This window comes from Alsobacter sp. R-9 (assembly GCF_054612375.1).
In genome coordinates this window covers 35,074-52,962 of the sequence record NZ_JBTSWJ010000020.1, presented here as the reverse complement: position 1 = coordinate 52,962, position 17,889 = coordinate 35,074, and the positions used below count along the sequence as shown (strand labels likewise).

At 63.8% G+C, this 17,889-nt stretch carries 15 protein-coding genes and 4 pseudogenes; 12 read left to right on the top strand and 7 right to left on the bottom strand.

Translation table 11 applies throughout. The annotated features are described in order from the left end of the window. Positions 1 to 73: 73 nt before the first annotated feature. Positions 74 to 349 (bottom strand): hypothetical protein, encoded by a 276-nt coding sequence (locus ACX9GQ_RS23330; protein ID WP_459632008.1) that lies wholly within the window; start codon positions 347 to 349, stop codon positions 74 to 76. Positions 350 to 466: 117 nt separating this feature from the next. On the opposite strand from ACX9GQ_RS23330, the gene ACX9GQ_RS23325 reads away from it, so the two are divergent. After that, complete coding sequence (locus tag ACX9GQ_RS23325; protein ID WP_459632007.1) at positions 467 to 1,972, top strand: winged helix-turn-helix domain-containing protein; 1,506 nt, start codon at positions 467 to 469, stop codon at positions 1,970 to 1,972. Positions 1,973 to 2,338: 366 nt separating this feature from the next. Here ACX9GQ_RS23325 and ACX9GQ_RS23320 read toward each other — a convergent pair whose 3' ends face one another. Then, a complete protein-coding gene (locus ACX9GQ_RS23320) occupies positions 2,339 to 3,007 on the bottom strand; it encodes a DJ-1/PfpI family protein (protein WP_459632006.1) in 669 nt (222 codons plus the stop codon). Positions 3,008 to 3,640: 633 nt separating this feature from the next. On the opposite strand from ACX9GQ_RS23320, the pseudogene ACX9GQ_RS23315 reads away from it, so the two are divergent. Beyond that, a pseudogene (locus ACX9GQ_RS23315) lies at positions 3,641 to 4,070 on the top strand (integrase core domain-containing protein); the annotation flags it as partial. Positions 4,071 to 4,136: 66 nt separating this feature from the next. Then, entirely contained in the window at positions 4,137 to 5,219 is a 1,083-nt protein-coding gene (locus ACX9GQ_RS23310) for a calcium:cation antiporter (protein WP_459632005.1), read from the top strand. Between the two features lie 148 nt (positions 5,220 to 5,367). On the opposite strand, the gene ACX9GQ_RS23305 is transcribed toward ACX9GQ_RS23310, so the two are convergent. Further along, on the bottom strand, positions 5,368 to 6,561 hold the full coding sequence (locus ACX9GQ_RS23305; RefSeq protein WP_459632004.1) for a metal-dependent hydrolase family protein: 1,194 nt from the start codon (positions 6,559 to 6,561) through the stop codon (positions 5,368 to 5,370). 557 nt (positions 6,562 to 7,118) lie between these two features. On the opposite strand from ACX9GQ_RS23305, the pseudogene ACX9GQ_RS23300 reads away from it, so the two are divergent. After that, positions 7,119 to 7,232: pseudogene (locus tag ACX9GQ_RS23300) on the top strand (IS3 family transposase); the annotation flags it as partial. 124 nt (positions 7,233 to 7,356) lie between these two features. On the opposite strand, the gene ACX9GQ_RS23295 reads toward ACX9GQ_RS23300, so the two are convergent. Further along, positions 7,357 to 7,818, bottom strand: coding sequence for a GntR family transcriptional regulator (locus tag ACX9GQ_RS23295; RefSeq protein ID WP_459632003.1), 462 nt, complete (start codon positions 7,816 to 7,818; stop codon positions 7,357 to 7,359). Positions 7,819 to 8,227: 409 nt separating this feature from the next. Here ACX9GQ_RS23295 and ACX9GQ_RS23290 point away from each other — a divergent pair. Further along, positions 8,228 to 8,395 (top strand): annotated as a pseudogene (locus ACX9GQ_RS23290) (recombinase family protein); the annotation flags it as partial. Positions 8,396 to 8,460: 65 nt separating this feature from the next. Here ACX9GQ_RS23290 and ACX9GQ_RS23285 read toward each other — a convergent pair. After that, positions 8,461 to 9,309, bottom strand: a complete 849-nt coding sequence (locus ACX9GQ_RS23285; protein ID WP_459632002.1) for a DUF3108 domain-containing protein — start codon at positions 9,307 to 9,309, stop codon at positions 8,461 to 8,463. 602 nt (positions 9,310 to 9,911) lie between these two features. On the opposite strand from ACX9GQ_RS23285, the gene ACX9GQ_RS23280 reads away from it, so the two are divergent. Next, positions 9,912 to 10,214, top strand: a complete 303-nt coding sequence (locus ACX9GQ_RS23280; RefSeq protein ID WP_459632001.1) for a DUF1330 domain-containing protein — start codon at positions 9,912 to 9,914, stop codon at positions 10,212 to 10,214. 91 nt (positions 10,215 to 10,305) lie between these two features. On the opposite strand, the gene ACX9GQ_RS23275 is transcribed toward ACX9GQ_RS23280, so the two are convergent. Beyond that, positions 10,306 to 11,349, bottom strand: a complete 1,044-nt coding sequence (locus tag ACX9GQ_RS23275; RefSeq protein ID WP_459632000.1) for a GlxA family transcriptional regulator — start codon at positions 11,347 to 11,349, stop codon at positions 10,306 to 10,308. Between the two features lie 151 nt (positions 11,350 to 11,500). Between ACX9GQ_RS23275 and ACX9GQ_RS23270 the strand changes: the two genes are divergently transcribed. Both ACX9GQ_RS23270 and ACX9GQ_RS23265 read left to right on the top strand, forming a co-directional pair. After that, positions 11,501 to 12,082, top strand: coding sequence for an OsmC family protein (locus tag ACX9GQ_RS23270; protein ID WP_459631999.1), 582 nt, complete (start codon positions 11,501 to 11,503; stop codon positions 12,080 to 12,082). A 33-nt stretch (positions 12,083 to 12,115) separates the two neighbouring features. Continuing rightward, a pseudogene (locus ACX9GQ_RS23265) lies at positions 12,116 to 12,313 on the top strand (DUF1127 domain-containing protein); the annotation flags it as partial. A 156-nt stretch (positions 12,314 to 12,469) separates the two neighbouring features. Here the strand turns inward: ACX9GQ_RS23265 and ACX9GQ_RS23260 are convergent. Then, on the bottom strand, positions 12,470 to 13,870 hold the full coding sequence (locus ACX9GQ_RS23260; protein ID WP_459631998.1) for an FAD-binding oxidoreductase: 1,401 nt from the start codon (positions 13,868 to 13,870) through the stop codon (positions 12,470 to 12,472). Between the two features lie 84 nt (positions 13,871 to 13,954). On the opposite strand from ACX9GQ_RS23260, the gene ACX9GQ_RS23255 reads away from it, so the two are divergent. The 4 genes from ACX9GQ_RS23255 to ACX9GQ_RS23240 all read left to right on the top strand — a co-directional run bounded on the left by ACX9GQ_RS23255 (position 13,955) and on the right by ACX9GQ_RS23240 (position 17,889). Further along, positions 13,955 to 14,521: a TetR/AcrR family transcriptional regulator gene (locus ACX9GQ_RS23255; RefSeq protein ID WP_459631997.1), complete on the top strand. Its 567-nt coding sequence runs from the start codon at positions 13,955 to 13,957 to the stop codon at positions 14,519 to 14,521. Between the two features lie 465 nt (positions 14,522 to 14,986). Beyond that, positions 14,987 to 15,952 (top strand): ABC transporter substrate-binding protein, encoded by a 966-nt coding sequence (locus ACX9GQ_RS23250; protein WP_459631996.1) that lies wholly within the window; start codon positions 14,987 to 14,989, stop codon positions 15,950 to 15,952. Between the two features lie 256 nt (positions 15,953 to 16,208). Further along, positions 16,209 to 17,114, top strand: a complete 906-nt coding sequence (locus ACX9GQ_RS23245; RefSeq protein ID WP_459631995.1) for a phytanoyl-CoA dioxygenase family protein — start codon at positions 16,209 to 16,211, stop codon at positions 17,112 to 17,114. A gap of 313 nt (positions 17,115 to 17,427) precedes the next feature. Then, complete coding sequence (locus ACX9GQ_RS23240) at positions 17,428 to 17,889, top strand: Ros/MucR family transcriptional regulator (RefSeq protein WP_459631994.1); 462 nt, start codon at positions 17,428 to 17,430, stop codon at positions 17,887 to 17,889.

The following is a 17,889-nucleotide window of genomic DNA, read 5'->3' as shown; positions in this document are numbered from 1 at the left end:
ATGACAAGGCTCCTTTCCAGAAGCCTTGAATCAGCATCGCCACCGCGCCGCTAGACCTTATTGAGTACAGACCCTAGCGCGGGCCGCGTCGTGACGAGGTGGGTTTCGCGCTTGTGCTGTCGCCAAAAAGGATCGTCCCGAGCGTTCCGTCCCCGGGATCCTGGATGTCGATGATCCGTTGCGAGGGCATGTCACCAGTCGATGCGCTCGTTGAAACGGCTCCAATCAGAGCGGCTTGCTGATGGGGCTCATGCGTAGCTGCCAGTACCGTAGTGCCGGTGAGAATTGCCAAGGTCGTCAGGAAGGCCATCGGGTGGACACGAGGGGCAGCCTGATTGATGATGTTCATTGGGTATCTCCCTCCCTTTATCGACGATTGCAAGCATGGCGATCGGCCGCGTTCCGGTCGTGAAGAGGATCCGAAAAAGCAGGGAACTCATTTCCGAAGGCGTACACAGGGACGGCGATGAACGGGCGGCTAACTCCATTCGGCCCCTTTGTTTTCGACGCTGCCGGCCGGTCGCTTTTCCGCGAGGGAGTTGTGGTGCCTTTGGGTCAGCGGGCATTCCGCGTGCTCAGCGCTCTCGCCTCTGCACCAGGCCAGGTTCTTACCAAGGACGAACTTGTTCAGGCTGGCTGGGGAGACCTAGCCGTTGAGGAGAGCAACCTCACAGTCCAGATCGCTGCCCTCAGAAAGGCCCTTGGCCGTCAGCCCAATGGAGAGGAGTGGATCGCTACGGTCAACCGGGTCGGATATCGGCTGACGCTGCCCGCCACTGCCTTGACGCCTGCGCCTTCACCCGCGCCGGATGAAACGTTTCGTTGCGCTGTTCTCCCCTTTCGAAGTGACACAGGTGATCCAGAGCAGGTCCGGTTCTCGCACGCCCTCGCGGATGACTTGATCACTGACCTTTCGCGCCTGCCGGATCTGCGGGTCACGACCCGCGGATCATCGTTCCGCTACGACGCATCCTTGATCCCGACTCCCCAGGTCGCCCTGGAACTCGGCGTTCGATATGTCATTCAGGGCAGCGTCCAACGAAACGACAACCAACTTCGCGTGAACGTCCACGTCATCGACGCTCGCGATGACCGTCACGTGTGGGGGGCGCGCTTCGACGGAGCGATGTCGAACCTGTTCGTGCTCCAGGACCGGATCGCTGCGGATCTCGTGGAGGGACTCACGAGTGTGGTGCGGCCACAACTGCCGTCACGGTCGCGCTCTTCGGACCCGTACGCCAGCGACCTGTTCCTCAGAGGTCGCGCGCTCGTCTCGCAATGGTCCAGCGGGAACATCGCAGGTCGTCAACTTCTGGAGCAGTCGTTGCAGCACGACCCGCTATTCGCCAGGGCTCACGCGTGGCTGTCGCACAGTCACCATTTCTCGTGGTTGTTCGACTACGACAGCGAGGCAACAGATCGAGAGAAAGCCAATCTGCACGCGAGGCAGGCGTTGGTTTTGGACGCCAATGAACCCGATGCTTGCTGGAGCGTCGGAATTTCGTGTGCCTATTCCGGTGATCTGGATGGTGCACTGCGCCATCTTCATCGGGCCCTAGAACTGAATCCGAGCCATGCCGATGCTTGGGTCTTCATGGCGGACGTCTTGGCCCTCAATGGGGAGGCGCTTCAGGCGATCGAGTGCGTCAAGGCTGCGTTGGCGCTCAACCCTTTTCCACCCGCGCTGTATCACTGGCATCAAGGCTTCAATCAGTACAGCGCGCGCCGCTACGAGGAAGCGGAAGCGACCCTACGCGAGGCTGCCCAGCAGCGCGAAGGGCCCAAACGGATGTTGGCAGCAACACTAGCGAGGCTTGGTCGACTGGATGAGGCGCGAGCCTTTGCGCAGGAGTTCATGCGAACACATCCCGCGTTCCGCGTGAAGCAATGGGCTCAGCGTCATCCCTTCCGTCGCGAGAGTGACAAGCAGCACTTCGTGGATGGATACAGGATGGCCGGACTGCCCGATTGACGTCGCGGTTTCCACGTTACGTTGCTAGCGCGTGGCTAAGCTACTGGTTGTTGGCGTCGCTGTGGACGGAAGCGGGCGCCGGGTCGCTTACGTCTACGCCGATGCAGACCAACCTAACTGCTGTGAAACGCCCAAAGTGCACCTGTCGCTCCCCATGACCGAGTGCAACAACAGCCACTGCGAACTAGCCAGCGTTCGGAAGCCAGATGGCAACTCTACCCCTCGCGTTTAGGGCGACGGAGGGACGTCAGGATGCAAGCCACTCCCTCAGTTCAGCGACCGACCATACTGTCAGGTTGAGCGCGGAACCAAGGACCTGTCGCGCGAAACTCCGTCGTTCCAAAGAGCGTCGAAGGTGGCACTGCCTCAGCCACCGAGCCGTTGCTGAAGTGCTTCCCGGGACATCATGTTGCGAGCCCGGCTGCGGTCCACCACGGCGGGAGGCGCGCGATCCGGATGGCCAGTGGCGAAGGGTGGCGCGGGATCATACTCGATCGCAAGCTGGATGGTCTGCGCCGTCTCAGCGCCGGCAAGGTCCGCCGCGAGGTGGAGAGCGAAGTCGATCCCCGAGGCGACCCCGGCCGCGGTTGTGACTTTGCCGTCGCGTACAACCCGGGCAGGCTCGTGGCTGGCCCCTACTAGCGGGAGAAGGTCCACATAAGCCCAGTGGGTGGTGGCGCGCCGGCCGCGCAGAAGGCCCGCCGCACCGAGGATGAAGGCCCCTGTGCACACTGACGTGACGTGGCGCGCCCCCTCGGCCCGGCGTCGGATGAACGCGATGGTTTCTTCGTCCTCGATAGCCTCTGCGACACCCACTCCACCGCCCGGCACACAGAGCACGTCTAGCGGGGGGCAGGACGCGAAGGTGGTCGTCGGTACGAGAGCGAATCCGCAGTCGGTGGGCACCGGATCCATCGTTTTGGCCGCGATATGCGTCGTGGCGCCCGGCACCCGGTTCAACACCTGCAAGGGGCCGGTGAAGTCCAGTTGTGTCAGATTGGGGAAGATGGCGAAGCCGATCTGGAGAGTGCTCATTGCTGTACTCCTGACAGGAAGCGCTTCACAGGGGATTGGCTGGCCCGGTCTCGTGGCAGTATGCTGGAAGGCGATGGGCCAAAGGCAGCCAAGTAGACGCAGCTTCTTCGCGTGTTGAGGCCCCGTGCAGATCGACCTGCTACAGACCGCCCCGCAACGCGGTCTACTGCGGTCCGCCCGCGCCGGGACTTCCGGGATTCGGTACGGCAACCACTAGGGAAAACGTCACACGCATGACCACATCTTCCGGCGGGCCGTCGGCAGGGAAGAACTTCGTAGCACGAAGACTTCGGGCGCAGGTCAGAAGGCATATGCAATGCCAGCAGAGCAATCGTACATCGGGCCGCTGCAGGCCGCAAGGATCTGGTTTCTCACTCGCAAGATCTGAGGCGACGGTAGCAATAGCAGTACGACGCGGATGCCCGTCGAGCAGAACCGTCACGCGTGTCGCTTTCGATCGAGTGCTTCCACGCTGACACTACGGCGTGTCGATGGCCAATCATCCCAATAGTGCAAATGGTGGCTGGGCTGTCCACTCGCCCGAGTGTGGCATCAACCGTCACGCGTGACGGATTTTGCGTGAGGAACGCGCAGTCGCAACAACTCGTCATCGCAGAACCGGCAGCAGCTTGCGCGATGAGCACCGACCTGCGAACGCGTCTTGTGCTCGACGCCCTCGACATGGCGGTGACGACCCGCAAGCCCTCGGACGTGATCCACCACAGCGATCAGGGCTCGCCATACACCTCCGTCGCCTTCGGCAGCCGTTGTCGGGACGCCGGCGTCAGGCCTTCAACGCGTTCGGTGGGCGACGCCTACGACAATGCGATGTGTGAGAGCTTCTTCGCCACGCTGGAATGCGAGTTGCTTGACCGGCACCGCTTTCGCTCGCACGCGGAAAGCCCGGATGGCCGTCTTCCACTTCATCGAGGGCTTCTACAATCCAAGCCGAAGGCATTCAGCCATCGGCTACCTCTCGCCATCGAGTTCGAAAGGAGCAAACTTACCAACTAATCCCGAAAGCCGAAAACCGCCCATCAAACCGGCGCAACTTCATGGCTGACAATCCATCAGCCGGGGTCCACGTCTGACATATACCAGCCGACGAACTACGACGAAGGTGAACCGCGTGACAGTATCGAACCAAGCCATGCCAACCTGGGCATGGGTCGTCCCTGCCGGTGCAACCGCCGTCTTCGCCGTGTCCATGGTCGCCGCGGCGTCTGGCCTGTTGATGGCGCTGGCGGCGCTGGCGCTCATCGGTGGCGTATTCGCCGCCGTCCATCATGCGGAGGTGGTGGCACATCGCGTGGGCGAGCCCTTCGGCACGCTGGTGCTGGCCCTTGCTGTGACGGTGATCGAGGTCGCCCTCATCGTGTCGGTGATGGTGGCCGGCGGTGAGGACAAGGCCGAGCTAGCGCGCGATACGGTGTTCGCGGCCGTGATGATCATCTGCAACGGCCTCGTCGGCTTGTGCCTGCTCAGCGGCGGCGTGCGCCACTTCGAACAGGGTTTCCAATTGCAGGGCGCGCTCGCGGCGATGGCCGTCCTCGCTGCGCTGACGGTGTTGACGCTGGTGCTGCCGAACTACGTGACAAGTCTGCCGGGGCCGATCTTTTCGAACGCGCAGATCGGTTTTGCCGGCGTGGCGTCACTGGTCCTCTACGTCAGCTTCGTCTTCGTGCAGACCGTGCGCCACCGCGACTACTTCCTTCCCGACAACGTCGAGTCGGAGGACCATGCTCCACCGCCGGCGTGGACCATTGCCTTTGTTAGTCTCGGCCTTCTCGTCCTCTCCCTGATCTGCGTGGTCGGCCTCGCCAAGGTACTCACGCCGACCATCGAGGGAGCTGTCGCCTTTGTGGAGGCGCCGAAGGCAGTCGTCGGCATCGCCATCGCAGCGCTCGTCCTCATGCCAGAGGGGCTTTCGGCGCTGCGCGCCGCCCGCGCCAACAGGCTTCAGACGAGTATGAACCTCGCGTTGGGCTCGGCACTGGCTAGCATCGGCCTGACGATCCCGGCGGTCGCGCTTGTCTCACTGCTGCTCGGCAAACCCCTATCGCTCGGGCTCGGGCCAAAGGAGACGGTGCTGCTTGGCCTGACGTTGCTTCTCAGCGTGATCACGCTAGGCACCGGGCGCACGACGGTGCTGCAGGGGATCGTGCACCTCGTCGTGTTTGCGGCGTTCCTCTTCTTCGCCTTCGTGCCCTGAAGGCGGAGATGAGATAGACGCCTATTCCGTTGCTTGCCCGTCGCAGATCGGCGAAAGAGGCAGGCTTAGGAGCAGAGTGACCCAGCGCTCACCTTTCTCGCGGGCCATTAGTCGAGGTCAAGCTGACGACGTTGTCGTGCTTACCGCTTTAGGCGGAGATGTTCTTGACCAAGCGGCCGTCCTTTACGATCACCGCCAGGCTCGACTGCGGCCGCTCCAAGAGAGCAAGGTCGTCGAGCGGGTTGCCGTCCACGAGGAGAAGATCCGCCAGCGCCCCTTCGCGGATGACGCCGAGGTCTCCCGCATACGGGTTGCGGGGCCCCGACAAGGCGAGGAGCCTCGCATTATCGGCCGTCGCCATCCGCAGGATTTCCGCGGACTTGTACCAGCGTTTCATCTTCACCAGTTCCGCTCCTCGCCGGCTGGCCTTCCCTGCATCGAAGAGGACGTCGGTGCCCCACGCCGTCTTGACCCCGTGCTTCTTCGCGAGCGCGTAGGCGGCGTCGGTCCCGTCGAACATTTCGAGTTGCTTCAAGCGGTTTGCCGACCCCTCCGGGTACGCCGACGTGCCGCCGTCGATGAAGGGTTGCAGGCTCCACCACAGCTCCTTCTCGGCCAGGAGAGCGACAGTCGGCTCGTCCAGGAGTTGACCGTGCTCGATGCACAGCACGCCGGCTAGTACCGCCTGCCGGACCGCTCGTGGCGTGTAGGCGTGGACCGTAACATAGGTCCCCCAGTTCTCAGCCGCCTCGACGCCGGCCCTCAGTTCGGGAACCGTGTATTGCGTCACGTCGATCGGATCGAAGAAGGAGGCGACGCCGCCGCCCGCCATCATCTTGATCTGTGAAGCGCCCAGGGCCAGCTGCTCGCGGGCGCGCTGGCGCACGAGGTCCGGTGAATCGGCGATCGCGGCCCCGCCGACGCGTTCACTGATCGTATAGTCGCCGGGGCGCGCCGGCAGGTCGTTTGGAAGCCGGAAGTCCCCATGTCCTCCCGACTGGGAGATGAACGCGCCGGATGGCCAGATGCGCGGGCCCTCAACGAGTCCCTGATCGATTCCGCGCTTGAGGCCGAGCACGGGGCCTCCCAGGTCTCGCACGCTGGTGAAGCCCTGCATCAGGTCTTCCCGTGCGGATCTGACCGCGGCCACGTTGATGTAGCCGATGTCGGACGTGAGGATGGCGACCTGCGAAAGGCCCTCGAACATCAGGTGGGCGTGAGCGTCGATAAGGCCCGGCATCAGTGTGCGCCTACGCCCCGCGATCCGGATGACAGTCGCGTCGGTTGGAACCGATACCGGGCCTGCCGCGACAGCGCGGATCTTGTTGCCCAGCACCAGCACGCTGGACGGTGGGGTCAGGGTGTCGCTCCCGTCAAAAATGCGCACATCCTCAAAGAGGATACCCTGAAGCCCAGGCGTAGCAGCCGTTGCTTCGCCTCCACCTCCGAGCGCGAGGGCTCCCGCTGCGCTGGCGATCCCCGCCAGGAAGCCTCGCCTGCTCAGGTCCGTGTCGACTAACCGGGTGACAACCCCGAGTGCAGGACTACAGCACGCGCAGCCATTCGGTCGCACGAGGTGTTGGTACCTACTGCCGACCCTGACACGCATTGCAGATCTTCCTCGGCTTTAATTGGGACAAGCGGGCGAATGCGTTCCAGTTCCATTTTAACTTCACGTGTTCGCCATGCGCCGTCTAGAACGTTCTACCGGGGCTGCCACAGCGGGACCGCGATACTGGTTCGCGAGTGGCATGTGCTGAAAAATTCGAACTTTCCATCTTTCGACGATCCTGGAAACGGGAAGCAGGTCACGGTGCATGGCGGTTCGTGCTCTTCCACGCTCCTGCTGGGTCCGATCGCCGCCTCCGTGCTCACCGAGACCTACCGCTAGCTGCGGGCGACCTCGCCCCGGCCGACATCCTCGACTACATAGAGTCGTTCTACAATCGAACCCGCCGCCACAGCCATCTGGGCGGCGTCAGCCCCGAGGCGTTTGAAAGCGCCGCGGCCTGAGGCCGGGAATTGTCTGCCAATCCGGGTGCAGTCCCCCCTTCGTCGATGACAACATCGAGCTGAGAACGTCGGCGAACCACGCTTTCGCCGCGAGCTATGGACACGCTTCGAAGGCCCCCGACGCTCAGCCCTGATCGCCGAGGACAAGCTGTCCAGTCTTGGCGAGGACCAGCGTCGCCATCAGGCGGTCGCGCGCGGCGGTGACGTGGTCGAACACGGCTCGGCCGCATGCCTCCGCGTCGCCGGCGCGGAAGGCCTGTAAAATCGCCTCGTGCTCAGCGATGACGATGTCCTCCGTGCCGGGCCTGTAGCCGCCAAGCCCGACACCGCTCGTCCGCACGACCTGGGTGCGGCCCTCCAGCAACTGCTCTGCCTTGGGGTTGCCCGCCAGCGCGTAGAGCGTGGCATGGAACAGGAAGTTCGTCTCGCTCGCAGCGGCGGAGCGGGCGTGGATCTCGTCGACGAAGCGCGCGTGGATGGCGGCGAGCGTCGCGACGTCGTCCGGCCCGGCCTTCTCGATGGCGCGGCGGGCGAGCATGGATTCCACGCCGATGCGGATGTCGAAGCGGGCCTGGCCGGGGCGCAAGCCCCGGCGGGCTCGCCGCAGCAACGCAGGCGACTCGATCGCGTCGGGGATGGCAACGGTCTGTTGGAGCCGGCTGTCGTAGCGCCTCAGTTTGCTGGTGCTTGAGGAGAGTTCCGCCACATTCACTCAGCCAAGACCCTTCGAAGGCCGTAGTGCCTGCAGCAACGCCTGCAGGACGCTGCGTTGCTCGACCGCCTCCGCCGTGAACCGCCCGTGTCGGTAGGCGCCGTTTCGCTCGCCCCCTGGTGCCCCGTTGCCGGCCGCCCCGCCATGCAGGCGGCACCGGGCCCCGCCTTGGCTCACCGGCCGCTGACAAGGCATCGCGTCCCAGCCCGCGTACGGGCCCCGCGGGGGGCGCATCAGGGACTGCGGGGGTCATTTTTTGTGGGTCATCAGGCGCCTCCTGCCGATGGCGCTCGAAGGCGCTGATCAGGGCGATGTCTGCGCTCGATCGGCTGGCGACACAATTCACACGACGACCGCTGGCGGCGAGCTTGTGTTCCACATGTTTGGGACCAACGCCCAGTTCGAACGGCGGTTGATCCAAGGGCACACACATACTGGCCTGAAGGCCACAGCCGCGGCCGCACGTGTCGTCCTCGCGGCCGTCGTGTTCTTCGCGCGTCTGCTCTGGGTCCTGCGTCAGTCCGCCGACGCGCGCGTTGCCGTGCCGTCGGGGAAGGCCGTGGCGGTGATGACGACGGCGCCGAGCCGGGACGGGAACGCGATCCGCACCGGCAGGAAGCGGCGGTCGCGGGTGACGATGTCAACCTCGAACTCACGCGCCTCTGCCGGGCGTGCGCCGGCGTCGATCCGCTGGCCGGCGACGGGGATGTAGCGCAGGCGGCAGCGCTGCGCGCCCTCGATCGTTCGCGACGGCACCCGCCCGAGCCCCTGGATATCGAAGCGCGTGAGACCGGTGAAGACGGGCGCCCGGCCGACGCACAGCCTGTCGACATCCTGCAGGCTGTCGGCGGCCATGACCTGCGCGATAAGGTGAAGCGGGCTCAGCACGTCCCTGCGATGGCCCTCGGTGACGGGGCTGCGCCGGGCGTCCGGCTCCTCAGTGACGACGGTGCGCTCGACCGCCGCGTTGCCTCGGTCAAACCGCACGACATGGTCCCAGCGGCCGCGGCCCGAGGTCGCCAACGCCTCATAGCGCGGCGAGGAGGCCGGGCCGGCGAGCGAGGCGTTCGACTCGCCCTTGTCGAAGAGGCCCGCCCACAACGTCCGGAGGGTCGCGCGGGCGGCGCCCGACCGCACGGCGCTGGCCGTGGCCGAAAAGGACCCGCCGAGCATGCCGCCTACCTTGCCCTCGATGCGGTAGTGCACCGTCCCGTCGGCCTCGTCGACCGTCAGCGTGCCCGAACCGATCGGCAGGCCGGCGAGGGTTGCGGAGTAGGCAACGGCCCCGGGCTGCGCCCCGGCGGCGCCAGCGGACAGGATCGCGCCCAAGGCGCAGGCGATGCACAGCGTGCGGTGCGATATCATGTGACGCCACCCTCCGTCCGCGCCGGATGCATCGACGCAACCCGCTAAGTGATGCGCTCCCGTAGGCGGGCAAGACGCGGCGGGCCTAGCAGCGATCACAACCTCCGGAGCGGCTGTTCCGGCGACGGCCGGAGGCTAGCTCGCCAACTGGCGTCGCGATGCGAGCACGGCCTCGACGCGGTTTCGCACCCGGAGCGCCTGATGTCGCTCCACAAGCACGCGGCTTTGAGCCCCCAAATACCTCCGAGGTGAACCGCCCGTCCCGATACGGCGCGCTGAGCCCCGGTGCTGCCCGCTCCACCGTGCCGGCGGCATCTCGCCTTGCCTTGCGTCGCCAGCCGGTGACAGGGCGTCCTCGCTTGGATGCGGGCGCCGCATTGGGGCACAACGGATGCTCAGTTCGCTGGTGTCGCGCCTCATCGGGACCTCTCCTGCCGACGATGCTCATGTGCGCAGTGATGAGCGGCTTCGCGAGCATGAGCATCGTTGGTTTGAGAGAGCATCTTCGTTGTAGTGGCCGCGAGGCGCACCAGCCAGGGTCCGCCTATGCTATTCTGCCCCATGAGGTGAGCGGGTCCGAACCTGCGCAACGGAGAGATGCCATGGCCAAGGGTTACTGGGTCGCCTTCGCCGACGTCACCGATCCGGAGGGCTACAAGGAGTACATCGCTGCGAACGCTGAGGCGTTCCGGAAGTACGGTGGCCGATTTATCGTGCGCGGCGGCCCCGCGGAGGCGCCGGAAGGCCAACCACGCTCGCGGGCTGTCGTGATCGAGTTTCCCGACCACGCCACCGCACTCGCCTGCTACCGGTCGCCGGAATATGCGCGCGCCATGGCGCTGCGGCAGGGTCGATCCATCATGGATCTGGCCATCGTCGAGGGCTATGCCGGACCGCAGCCGTGAGCACGGGGTGAGCCGTCTCGCCCCGTTCTCGACGTCTCTGCCGGTCCGCCGGACCCGGCAATTAACTCACCCCATCGCGCTGTTCTATCCGTCATCTCTTCAGGTTCGGCCGGGTCTCGGCGGCCGTACTAATCGGGCTGAACATACGCCGGTACTGTCCGGGCAGCAGCCCGGTGGATCGACGGAAAAGGCGGCGGAAGAACGCGGCGTTCTCATAACCCACGGCTGCTGCGATATCGTCCAGCGGCATCTCGCCCTGCTCAAGAAGCCGTTTGGCCTCCTCGATCCTGAGGTTTTGGACATAAGCCATCAAGGTCGTGCCGGTGGCCGCCTTGAACCGACGCTTCAGAGACCGTTCGGGAACGCCTATAGCCTTGACCACGCCCCCAACAGGGTTCTCCTCCCGCAGGTTTACCGACAGCCATTCCTCGGCCTTCCGAACGGCTGAATCAGCATGGGGTTGGCTCCGCACGAGGCTCGTGTAAGGCAGTTGCCCCTCGGCGTGCCACTTGAGCAGGTATACCTTGGCAATCCGCAGCGCCTCGCCCGGAGAGCAGTGCCTGGCGATGATGTGGATGGCGAGATCGTGCCATGACGTGGTCCCGCCCGCAGTGACAATGCGGCCGGCCGGATCGGAGAAGACGAGGTTCGACTCGGGGCGGAACGACACCTTGGGGAAGCTGCGCCGGAAGAGGTCCTGGTAACCCCAGTGCGATGTCGCCTCCCGGCCATCAATCAGCCCGGTGGTCGCCAGCATCACCGATCCCGAGCAGGCGGAGTAGATGATGCTCCCTGCGCGGAACCGGCGCGTGATCCATTCCCTCAGGTCCTCGTACCGGCCACTCATGTCGTCGTCGGGAGCCAGCCAGAGTTCCGGCAGGATAACGATGTCCGCCGGAGGATCCTCGGCGATGCTGACGTCGGGGCTCACGGGGATGCCGTTGCCGCACCGGAATGGCGTCGCATCGATCGAAACCACCCGGGGCCTGATGAGCTGCCGCCGCTCGGGCGACCCCACGAGTTCGTTCCAGATCGACCCCGTGGCAGCCAGCACATCCAGCATGCCGTAGAGGGCCGAGCCTGCCGTCTCCGGCACGGCAACGAGTAGTGCCTCCAGCGGCTCCACACGGTCCATCGCGGCACTCCTTTTCTGGCAGAAATGGATCCTTTCTGACGAAACAGATCCTCATTCTGTGTCCGCAGCATCGCTAGTGTCGAGCCATCATCCGCAGCTCTGCGGAGATGAACTGAAGTCGTGGACCTCACACCAGCAAATGGAGACGACCGTGCAGAACGCAACCAACCAGGAACAGCCGACCATCTTGATCAACGGCCTCGACGTCGGGAAGGCAATGGACACGATTGCCACCCTGAAGGCCAATCCGTCTCTTGCCCAGTTCCAGTTCCGGGCGAAGAACACATGGATCAACGGCGGGGAGAACCGCTCCACGATCCGTGATTTCTACGGAGCGGGGCGGGAGGACGACAGCCGGACGACCGACTTCGTTTTCACGAACGGGGAGCCGCCGATCCTTCTCGGCGCCAACGAGGGCGCCAACCCGGTGGAGTTCCTGCTCCACGCCCTCGCCGGTTGCGTGACGACCACGTTCGTCATCCACGCCATGGCGCAGGGTATCACTATCACCTCGCTCTCGACCGAACTGGAGGGTGATATCGACCTTCAGGGTCTCCTCGCACTGAAGGACGATGTCCCCGCGGGATACGAGCAGATCCGCATCCGGATGCACGTCACCGCGGACTGCCCGGACGAAAAGCTGGAAGCCGTCCTCGCCATGGCCCGCAAGCACTCGCCGGTCTGCAACACCGTGTGCCGCCCGGTGCCTGTGATGATCGAGCGGGCGGTCTGAAACGCGGCGGCGGCTTCATCGGAGGCCGCCAGCATGGAGAGCACGATGACGACCCTTCCGATGCACGTGCCGCGCTCGCGCCCGCTGATCGGGTCCAGCCCTGCCCGTCGAGTCCGCCGGATCATTCACGCAATCATGCGGCGGCTTCTCGCCTGGCAGGCTCGCCGGGAAGCCTATGCCCGACTGCAGGACTGGAGCGAGAAGGAACGGAGGGACATCGGCCTCTCGCGATCTGATCTTGAGTTCGCGATCTGGCGGGGAAACGCCGCCCCCGCAGGCTGCCGGACGACTGATGTTCAACAGGCGGCAGGTGCGTCTGTTCGATGCGCCTGCCGCACTTTTTTTGCGCTGAATCTTTTTGCGTCGGGGACAGGCTCACGTTGGGCCCTAGAAGAAGATCTTGCCCGGGTTCATCATCCCGGACGGATCCAGCGCGCGCTTCAGAGCGGTCATCACGGACACGCCGTTGTCTCCGTGCTCTTCCGCCAGGAACTGGCGCTTGCCCTGGCCAATGCCGTGCTCGCCGGTACTGGTCCCGCCCATGCCGATGGCACGCAGGGCCAGACGGTCGACGAACGCCTTCGCCCTGTCGATCTCGTCGGCGTCGTCCATCATGACGAGGATCGAGGCATGGAAGTTGCCGTCGCCTACGTGCCCGACGATCGGCGCGATGAGTCTGCTCATCGCGATGTCCCGCTGGGTCTCCTCGACGCACTCCGCCAGCCGGGAAATCGGCACGCAGGCGTCGGTAACGATGACCTGCGCTCCCGGTCGGTAGGACTTCAGGGCCCAGAAGACGTCGTGGCGTGCATGCCAGAGGCGGGATCGAGCCTCGGCATCGGCCGACCACTCGAACGCCTGGGCCCCCGCCTCCAGCGCCACGGCGCGGAAGCGGTCGGCCTGCTCCGCCACCGACGCCGGCATGCCGTGGAACTCGACGAACAGCGTCGGTTCCTCGACCCAGTCCAACCGCGAATGGGCGTTGCAGACTTTCACCTGCATCGCGTCGAGGAGTTCCACCCGCGCGAAGGAGACGCCCGACTGGATCCCCGCGATGGCCGCGTCGCAGCAGTCGCGAACTGTCTGGAAGCGGCAGGTTGCGGCCGCGATCGCCTCGGGGATCGCGTGCAACCGCAGGGTCAGCTCAGTGATGATGCCAAGTGTGCCTTCCGCGCCGACGAACAGCCGCGTGAGGTCGTAACCCGCAGAGGACTTCCGGGCGCGGCTCGCAGTCCGCAACAGTTTGCCATCGGGGAGGACGACGACGAGGGACAATACGTTGTCGCGCATCGTGCCGTAGCGGACGGCGGTGGTGCCGGACGCCCGCGTTGACGCCATGCCCCCCAGCGATGCGTCGGCGCCCGGGTCGACCGGGAACATCAGGCCCATGTCGCGAAGGCGAGCGTTCAGGGCCTTCCTGGTGATCCCAGGCCCCACGACGCAATCGAAGTCCTCCGGATTGACGGTGAGGATCGCATTCATCTCCCGCGTGTCGATGCAGATGCCGCCAAAGGGTGCATTGACGTGGCCTTCGAACGACGTGCCGGCCCCAAATGGGATGACTGGGACGTCGTGTCGGGCGCAGATCCTGACAATGGCTTGAACGTGCTCCGTAGAGGCGGGAAAAACCACGGCGTCCGGCGGCTGGTTGGCGACCCATGTGGTGGTGTGGGCGTGCTGGTCGCGCAGCGCCTGCGACGTCGCGATCCTGTCGCCGAACAGCTGCGTCAACTCGGCGATGGCGGCCCCGACGGCAAGGACGGGTCTATCGGCGACGCTGGCGCTCATGGCTTCCTCCCGGCTTGAGTTCCACCAACTTCCTTGCGGAGCCCGACCGTGTAAATTCACTAGCGGGTCTACTTCGGGGGAAGCATGCCGAGGGACAGGAACCAGACACGCCGGACCATCCTCGACCGCAGCTACGAGCTCTTCTATCGGCAGGGCATCAACCGCGTGGGTGTCGACGAGATCGCCGCGGGAGCCGGCGTGACCAAGCGGACGCTGTACAACCACTTCCCGAGCAAGGACGACCTGCTGGCCGCGGCGCTTGAACACCAGCACATCCTGGCGCTGGATCGGTTCACGCGCTGGGGGGATCGCCTCGCCGGAACCCCGGGCGACATCGTCGAGCAGATCTTCGCCGCGTTGGCCCAATGGGCCACAAGGCCGAGGTGGGCGGGGGCGGGATTTACCCGCGTCGCCATGGAACTGGCCGACCTCAAGGGCCATCCGGCCCGCAGCGTCGCGCAGCGCCACAAGGCATCGCTAGAGGCGTGGCTCGCGGGCCGCCTCGCGCGCGAAAACGTCGCTGCCCCAACCGATCGGGCGCGCGAGATCGTGGTCCTCTTGGAGGGAGCCACTGCGCTGATCGTCATCCACGGAGAGACCGACTATGCCCTAGCGGCGGGCAAGGCAGCACGACGACTCGTGGAAGGGTAGCAGCGCAACCGCCCGGTTCAGTTGGCAGCCAGCAAGCCCCTCTCACTTGGCACGATACTCCGTTTACGGACGCTACGTGCTCGAACGCGAGGCCTGAGCCGGTCACCAAAACACTGACAGTGGGTGGACGTTCAGGAAATCCGGCCATGACGTATAGGCCAAGGTACTCGTAGATCCGGATTAGGGTGTCTTGGCTGCAACGCTCCATGCCGCCATCTGGGCACAGCTTTCCCTCCGGTCCCGCATCTAATCGCCGCGTACGCGGTAGCAGGGGAACGCTAGCACCAGGCGCAGTTGATGCACCACCTGGTGCGGATCAGCCATGGCGAGGCTGGGCCTTCTTCAGGGAGGCCTTCACGAGAGGTCGCGCCGGTTGACGGCCTGACAGGCTCTGCCCGTGCTTCTTGCCGGCGGCAGAGCAAGGAACTTACACTTGATGAGGCACTCCGTGTGAGGATCGCGCACGTGGACCGACGGGTTTTCCTTGCTGCTTTGGCAGTCGGAGGTTGCACCCATTCCTCTGCATATGCTGAAGAAACAAAGGTCTTGGGATGGCTCACCTACTTCGGTTCGGGCGAAGAGGACCTCATCCCGGACACGATGACAGCCTTAGGGCGCTTCGGCTGGCGAAGAGGCACTTCCTTGGTGCTCAATCGAAGCGTTCCATTGAAGTTGTCGGAAGTCGACGCTGCGGCCACTGAATTGGTAGGCGCCCGACCCGCCTTGATCGTGGTCAACGGCGAGGGAGCAGCGGTTGCCGTCCGTGCCCGGTCAGATTCCCAGCCTATCCTTTTCTACAACGGCTTCGATCCCGTTCGCGCTGGTGTCATCCAGTCGCTCGCCAAGCCGGGAGGGCAGACGACGGGTTTGATCGCTTATCCTCCCTCGCTTGGCGCCAAGTGGCTGCAGGTCCTGCAGACACTGATCCCCAGTTTGAAGCGGGTCGCTGTTGTGTTCGAACCAACGGTACCAGCGGCCTTGCATCTGCTGGGCGCTATAAAGTCGTACAGCTCCTCCTCCGCCATCGAGGTCGCCAATTGGCCGGCCGGTTTGTTCGGCTCGCTTGATGCGGCTGCGGCGGCCTTGGCCGAACCCTATCCTCAGGCCATCATCGTCGTGCCGGACCCGATCACCATCAGGGTCCGGCGCGCCGTCACGCAGTTCGCCCTGCAACGTAAGATCCCGACGATGTTCTGGTATTCCGACGCCGTGCGGACGAACGCCCTCATCTCCTACGGCCCCGACCGATCCGAACTTCCCACGCAGTTGGCCGTCCGGATCAACCGCCTCCTGCGCGGCGATGCCCCTTCATCGATCCCGGCGGAGGAACCATCGCGCTACGAGATGGCGATCAATCGCCTGATCGCCACCCAGATGGAGATCGATCTCCCACCACTTCTGTCAGCGCAAGCGGACGTGATCGTGGACTAAAGGTTTCCACATGCCTCTGCTTCGCCTGGCAGGTCCTCACACGCCAGCAGCTTCATGTCTTGAAGACGACGCAGTGTACGAACGATCGACGAAGAAAGGATCGGTGCCCGCTGAAGCGTGGCGAGCCCTCGCGCTGCCAGCAGCGGCTCGCACGGCAATGGGCGTCCAGTTCCAGTCCTTCGCCTCGGTGTCGGGGCCGTTGGGCCAGCCGATCTGACTTAGATATTCTGCCAGCATGATAGGAGAGGAGACGGCGATGAAACTCAGCGAAGCACAAGTGGCGGCATACGAGCGAGACGGGTTTCTTGTTGTTGAAAACGTACTGCCTCCCTCAGAACTTGCGGAATTGCGGCAAGTTACAGATCAGCTCTTGGAACGATCTCGTTCGGTGTCGGAGCATAATGACGTCTATGACTTGGAACCGGACCATTCAGAGTTGACGCCACGTGTGAGGCGGATCAAGACACCGCACCTTCAGCATAAAATTTTCGACACGATCATGCGACATGAGAATATTCTTTCAATACTAAGTCAGCTGATCGGTCCAGCGATCCGATTTGATACTTCCAAGTTGAACATGAAGGCCCCTGGGGGTGGTGCCGCAGTCGAGTGGCATCAAGATTGGGCCTTTTACCCGCACACCAATAGCGACTTATGTGCGGTAGGCGTGATGATGGACGACTGTGAATTGGAGAACGGGCCGCTCCTCTGCATTCCCGGCAGTCACAAAGGACCAGTTTACGACCATCATAGTGACGGAGCGTTCTGTGGAGCCATTGATCCTACGGTTAGTGAAATTGATTTTAGTAAAGCAATTCCATGCACAGGAAAAGCGGGAAGCATATCGATACATCATGTTCTAACAATCCATGGATCGGCAGTTAACACATCAAGCAAACCCCGCAGACTTTTGCTTTATCAATACGCAGCTGCTGACGCTTGGCCGCTCGTAGGTAGCGCTCAGCCCAAAGATTGGTCTGCGTGGCGCAGAAGCGTTGTGTATGGCGCGATCGATCCAGTCGTTCCGCGTATGGAGAACGTGCCCGTACGCTTGCCGCTCCCGCCGCCAAAATTCACGGGGTCAATCTATGAAACGCAGAAGGAGCTGAAGAATAGTTTTTTCCGCACCGCCAACCAACCCAACGCAGCAACAGCATCTTAGCACGTTCGGCGCGGTGCGTACTTACTGTCTTACTGAAGACTATCTGCAGATCTGGGCCGAAGAAATTCGGCGATGAGTATTTCAGATCTGTTCGACAGTGTTGGCTCATCGAGCTAAAGAGAGCGGCCGCACGCGGCCGCTTTCCTAGGCTTCCGACGGAGGATGGGGTCCCGCGTCGTCGAGATGAACCAGTCCAGGTGCCTACTTCCAGGCGGCCTGATACGATGCAGTCTGATTAGGAACAATGGCTCTAATCCTCTCGCCATTGAAGCAATTCATTGTGAGAGAGCACTTGATTACGAGGAGAATCATGATGCCCGAGACTGACACGCATACTGACTTAGTCACCCTCGCCTCAGACCTTGTCGCGGCCTATGTGAGCAACAACGCCGTTGCGCTGGCGGAACTCCCGGCTCTCATAGCGGAGGTCCACAAGGCTCTGGTGGCCTCGTCGACGGGGGCACTAGAGAAGCCCGTCGAGACGCAGGCGCCGGCCGTGTCGATCAAGAAGTCGGTGCAGCCTGACTTTATTGTCTGCTTGGAGGACGGCCAGAAGTTCAAGTCGCTGAAGCGCCACTTGCGGACGAAGTACGACATGTCGCCGGAGGCGTATCGCGCCAAATGGGGCTTGCCGGCCGAATACCCGATGGTGGCGCCGAACTACGCAGCCACGCGGTCGGAACTCGCTAAGAGCATGGGTCTTGGCCAGCAGCGCCGCAAAGGGCTGAACGCACCTACTCCGGTCAAGAAAAGCCGCAACGGCAAGGCGGCGTAA

Coding starts and splice junctions, on each gene's coding strand:
- ACX9GQ_RS23330 (WP_459632008.1), bottom strand. CDS start 349: ATGAACATCATCAATCAGGCTGCCCCTCGTGTCCACCCGATGGCCTTC.
- ACX9GQ_RS23325 (WP_459632007.1), top strand. CDS start 467: ATGAACGGGCGGCTAACTCCATTCGGCCCCTTTGTTTTCGACGCTGCC.
- ACX9GQ_RS23320 (WP_459632006.1), bottom strand. CDS start 3,007: ATGAGCACTCTCCAGATCGGCTTCGCCATCTTCCCCAATCTGACACAA.
- ACX9GQ_RS23285 (WP_459632002.1), bottom strand. CDS start 9,309: ATGATATCGCACCGCACGCTGTGCATCGCCTGCGCCTTGGGCGCGATC.
- ACX9GQ_RS23280 (WP_459632001.1), top strand. CDS start 9,912: ATGGCCAAGGGTTACTGGGTCGCCTTCGCCGACGTCACCGATCCGGAG.
- ACX9GQ_RS23275 (WP_459632000.1), bottom strand. CDS start 11,349: ATGGACCGTGTGGAGCCGCTGGAGGCACTACTCGTTGCCGTGCCGGAG.
- ACX9GQ_RS23260 (WP_459631998.1), bottom strand. CDS start 13,870: ATGAGCGCCAGCGTCGCCGATAGACCCGTCCTTGCCGTCGGGGCCGCC.
- ACX9GQ_RS23255 (WP_459631997.1), top strand. CDS start 13,955: ATGCCGAGGGACAGGAACCAGACACGCCGGACCATCCTCGACCGCAGC.
- ACX9GQ_RS23245 (WP_459631995.1), top strand. CDS start 16,209: ATGAAACTCAGCGAAGCACAAGTGGCGGCATACGAGCGAGACGGGTTT.
- ACX9GQ_RS23240 (WP_459631994.1), top strand. CDS start 17,428: ATGCCCGAGACTGACACGCATACTGACTTAGTCACCCTCGCCTCAGAC.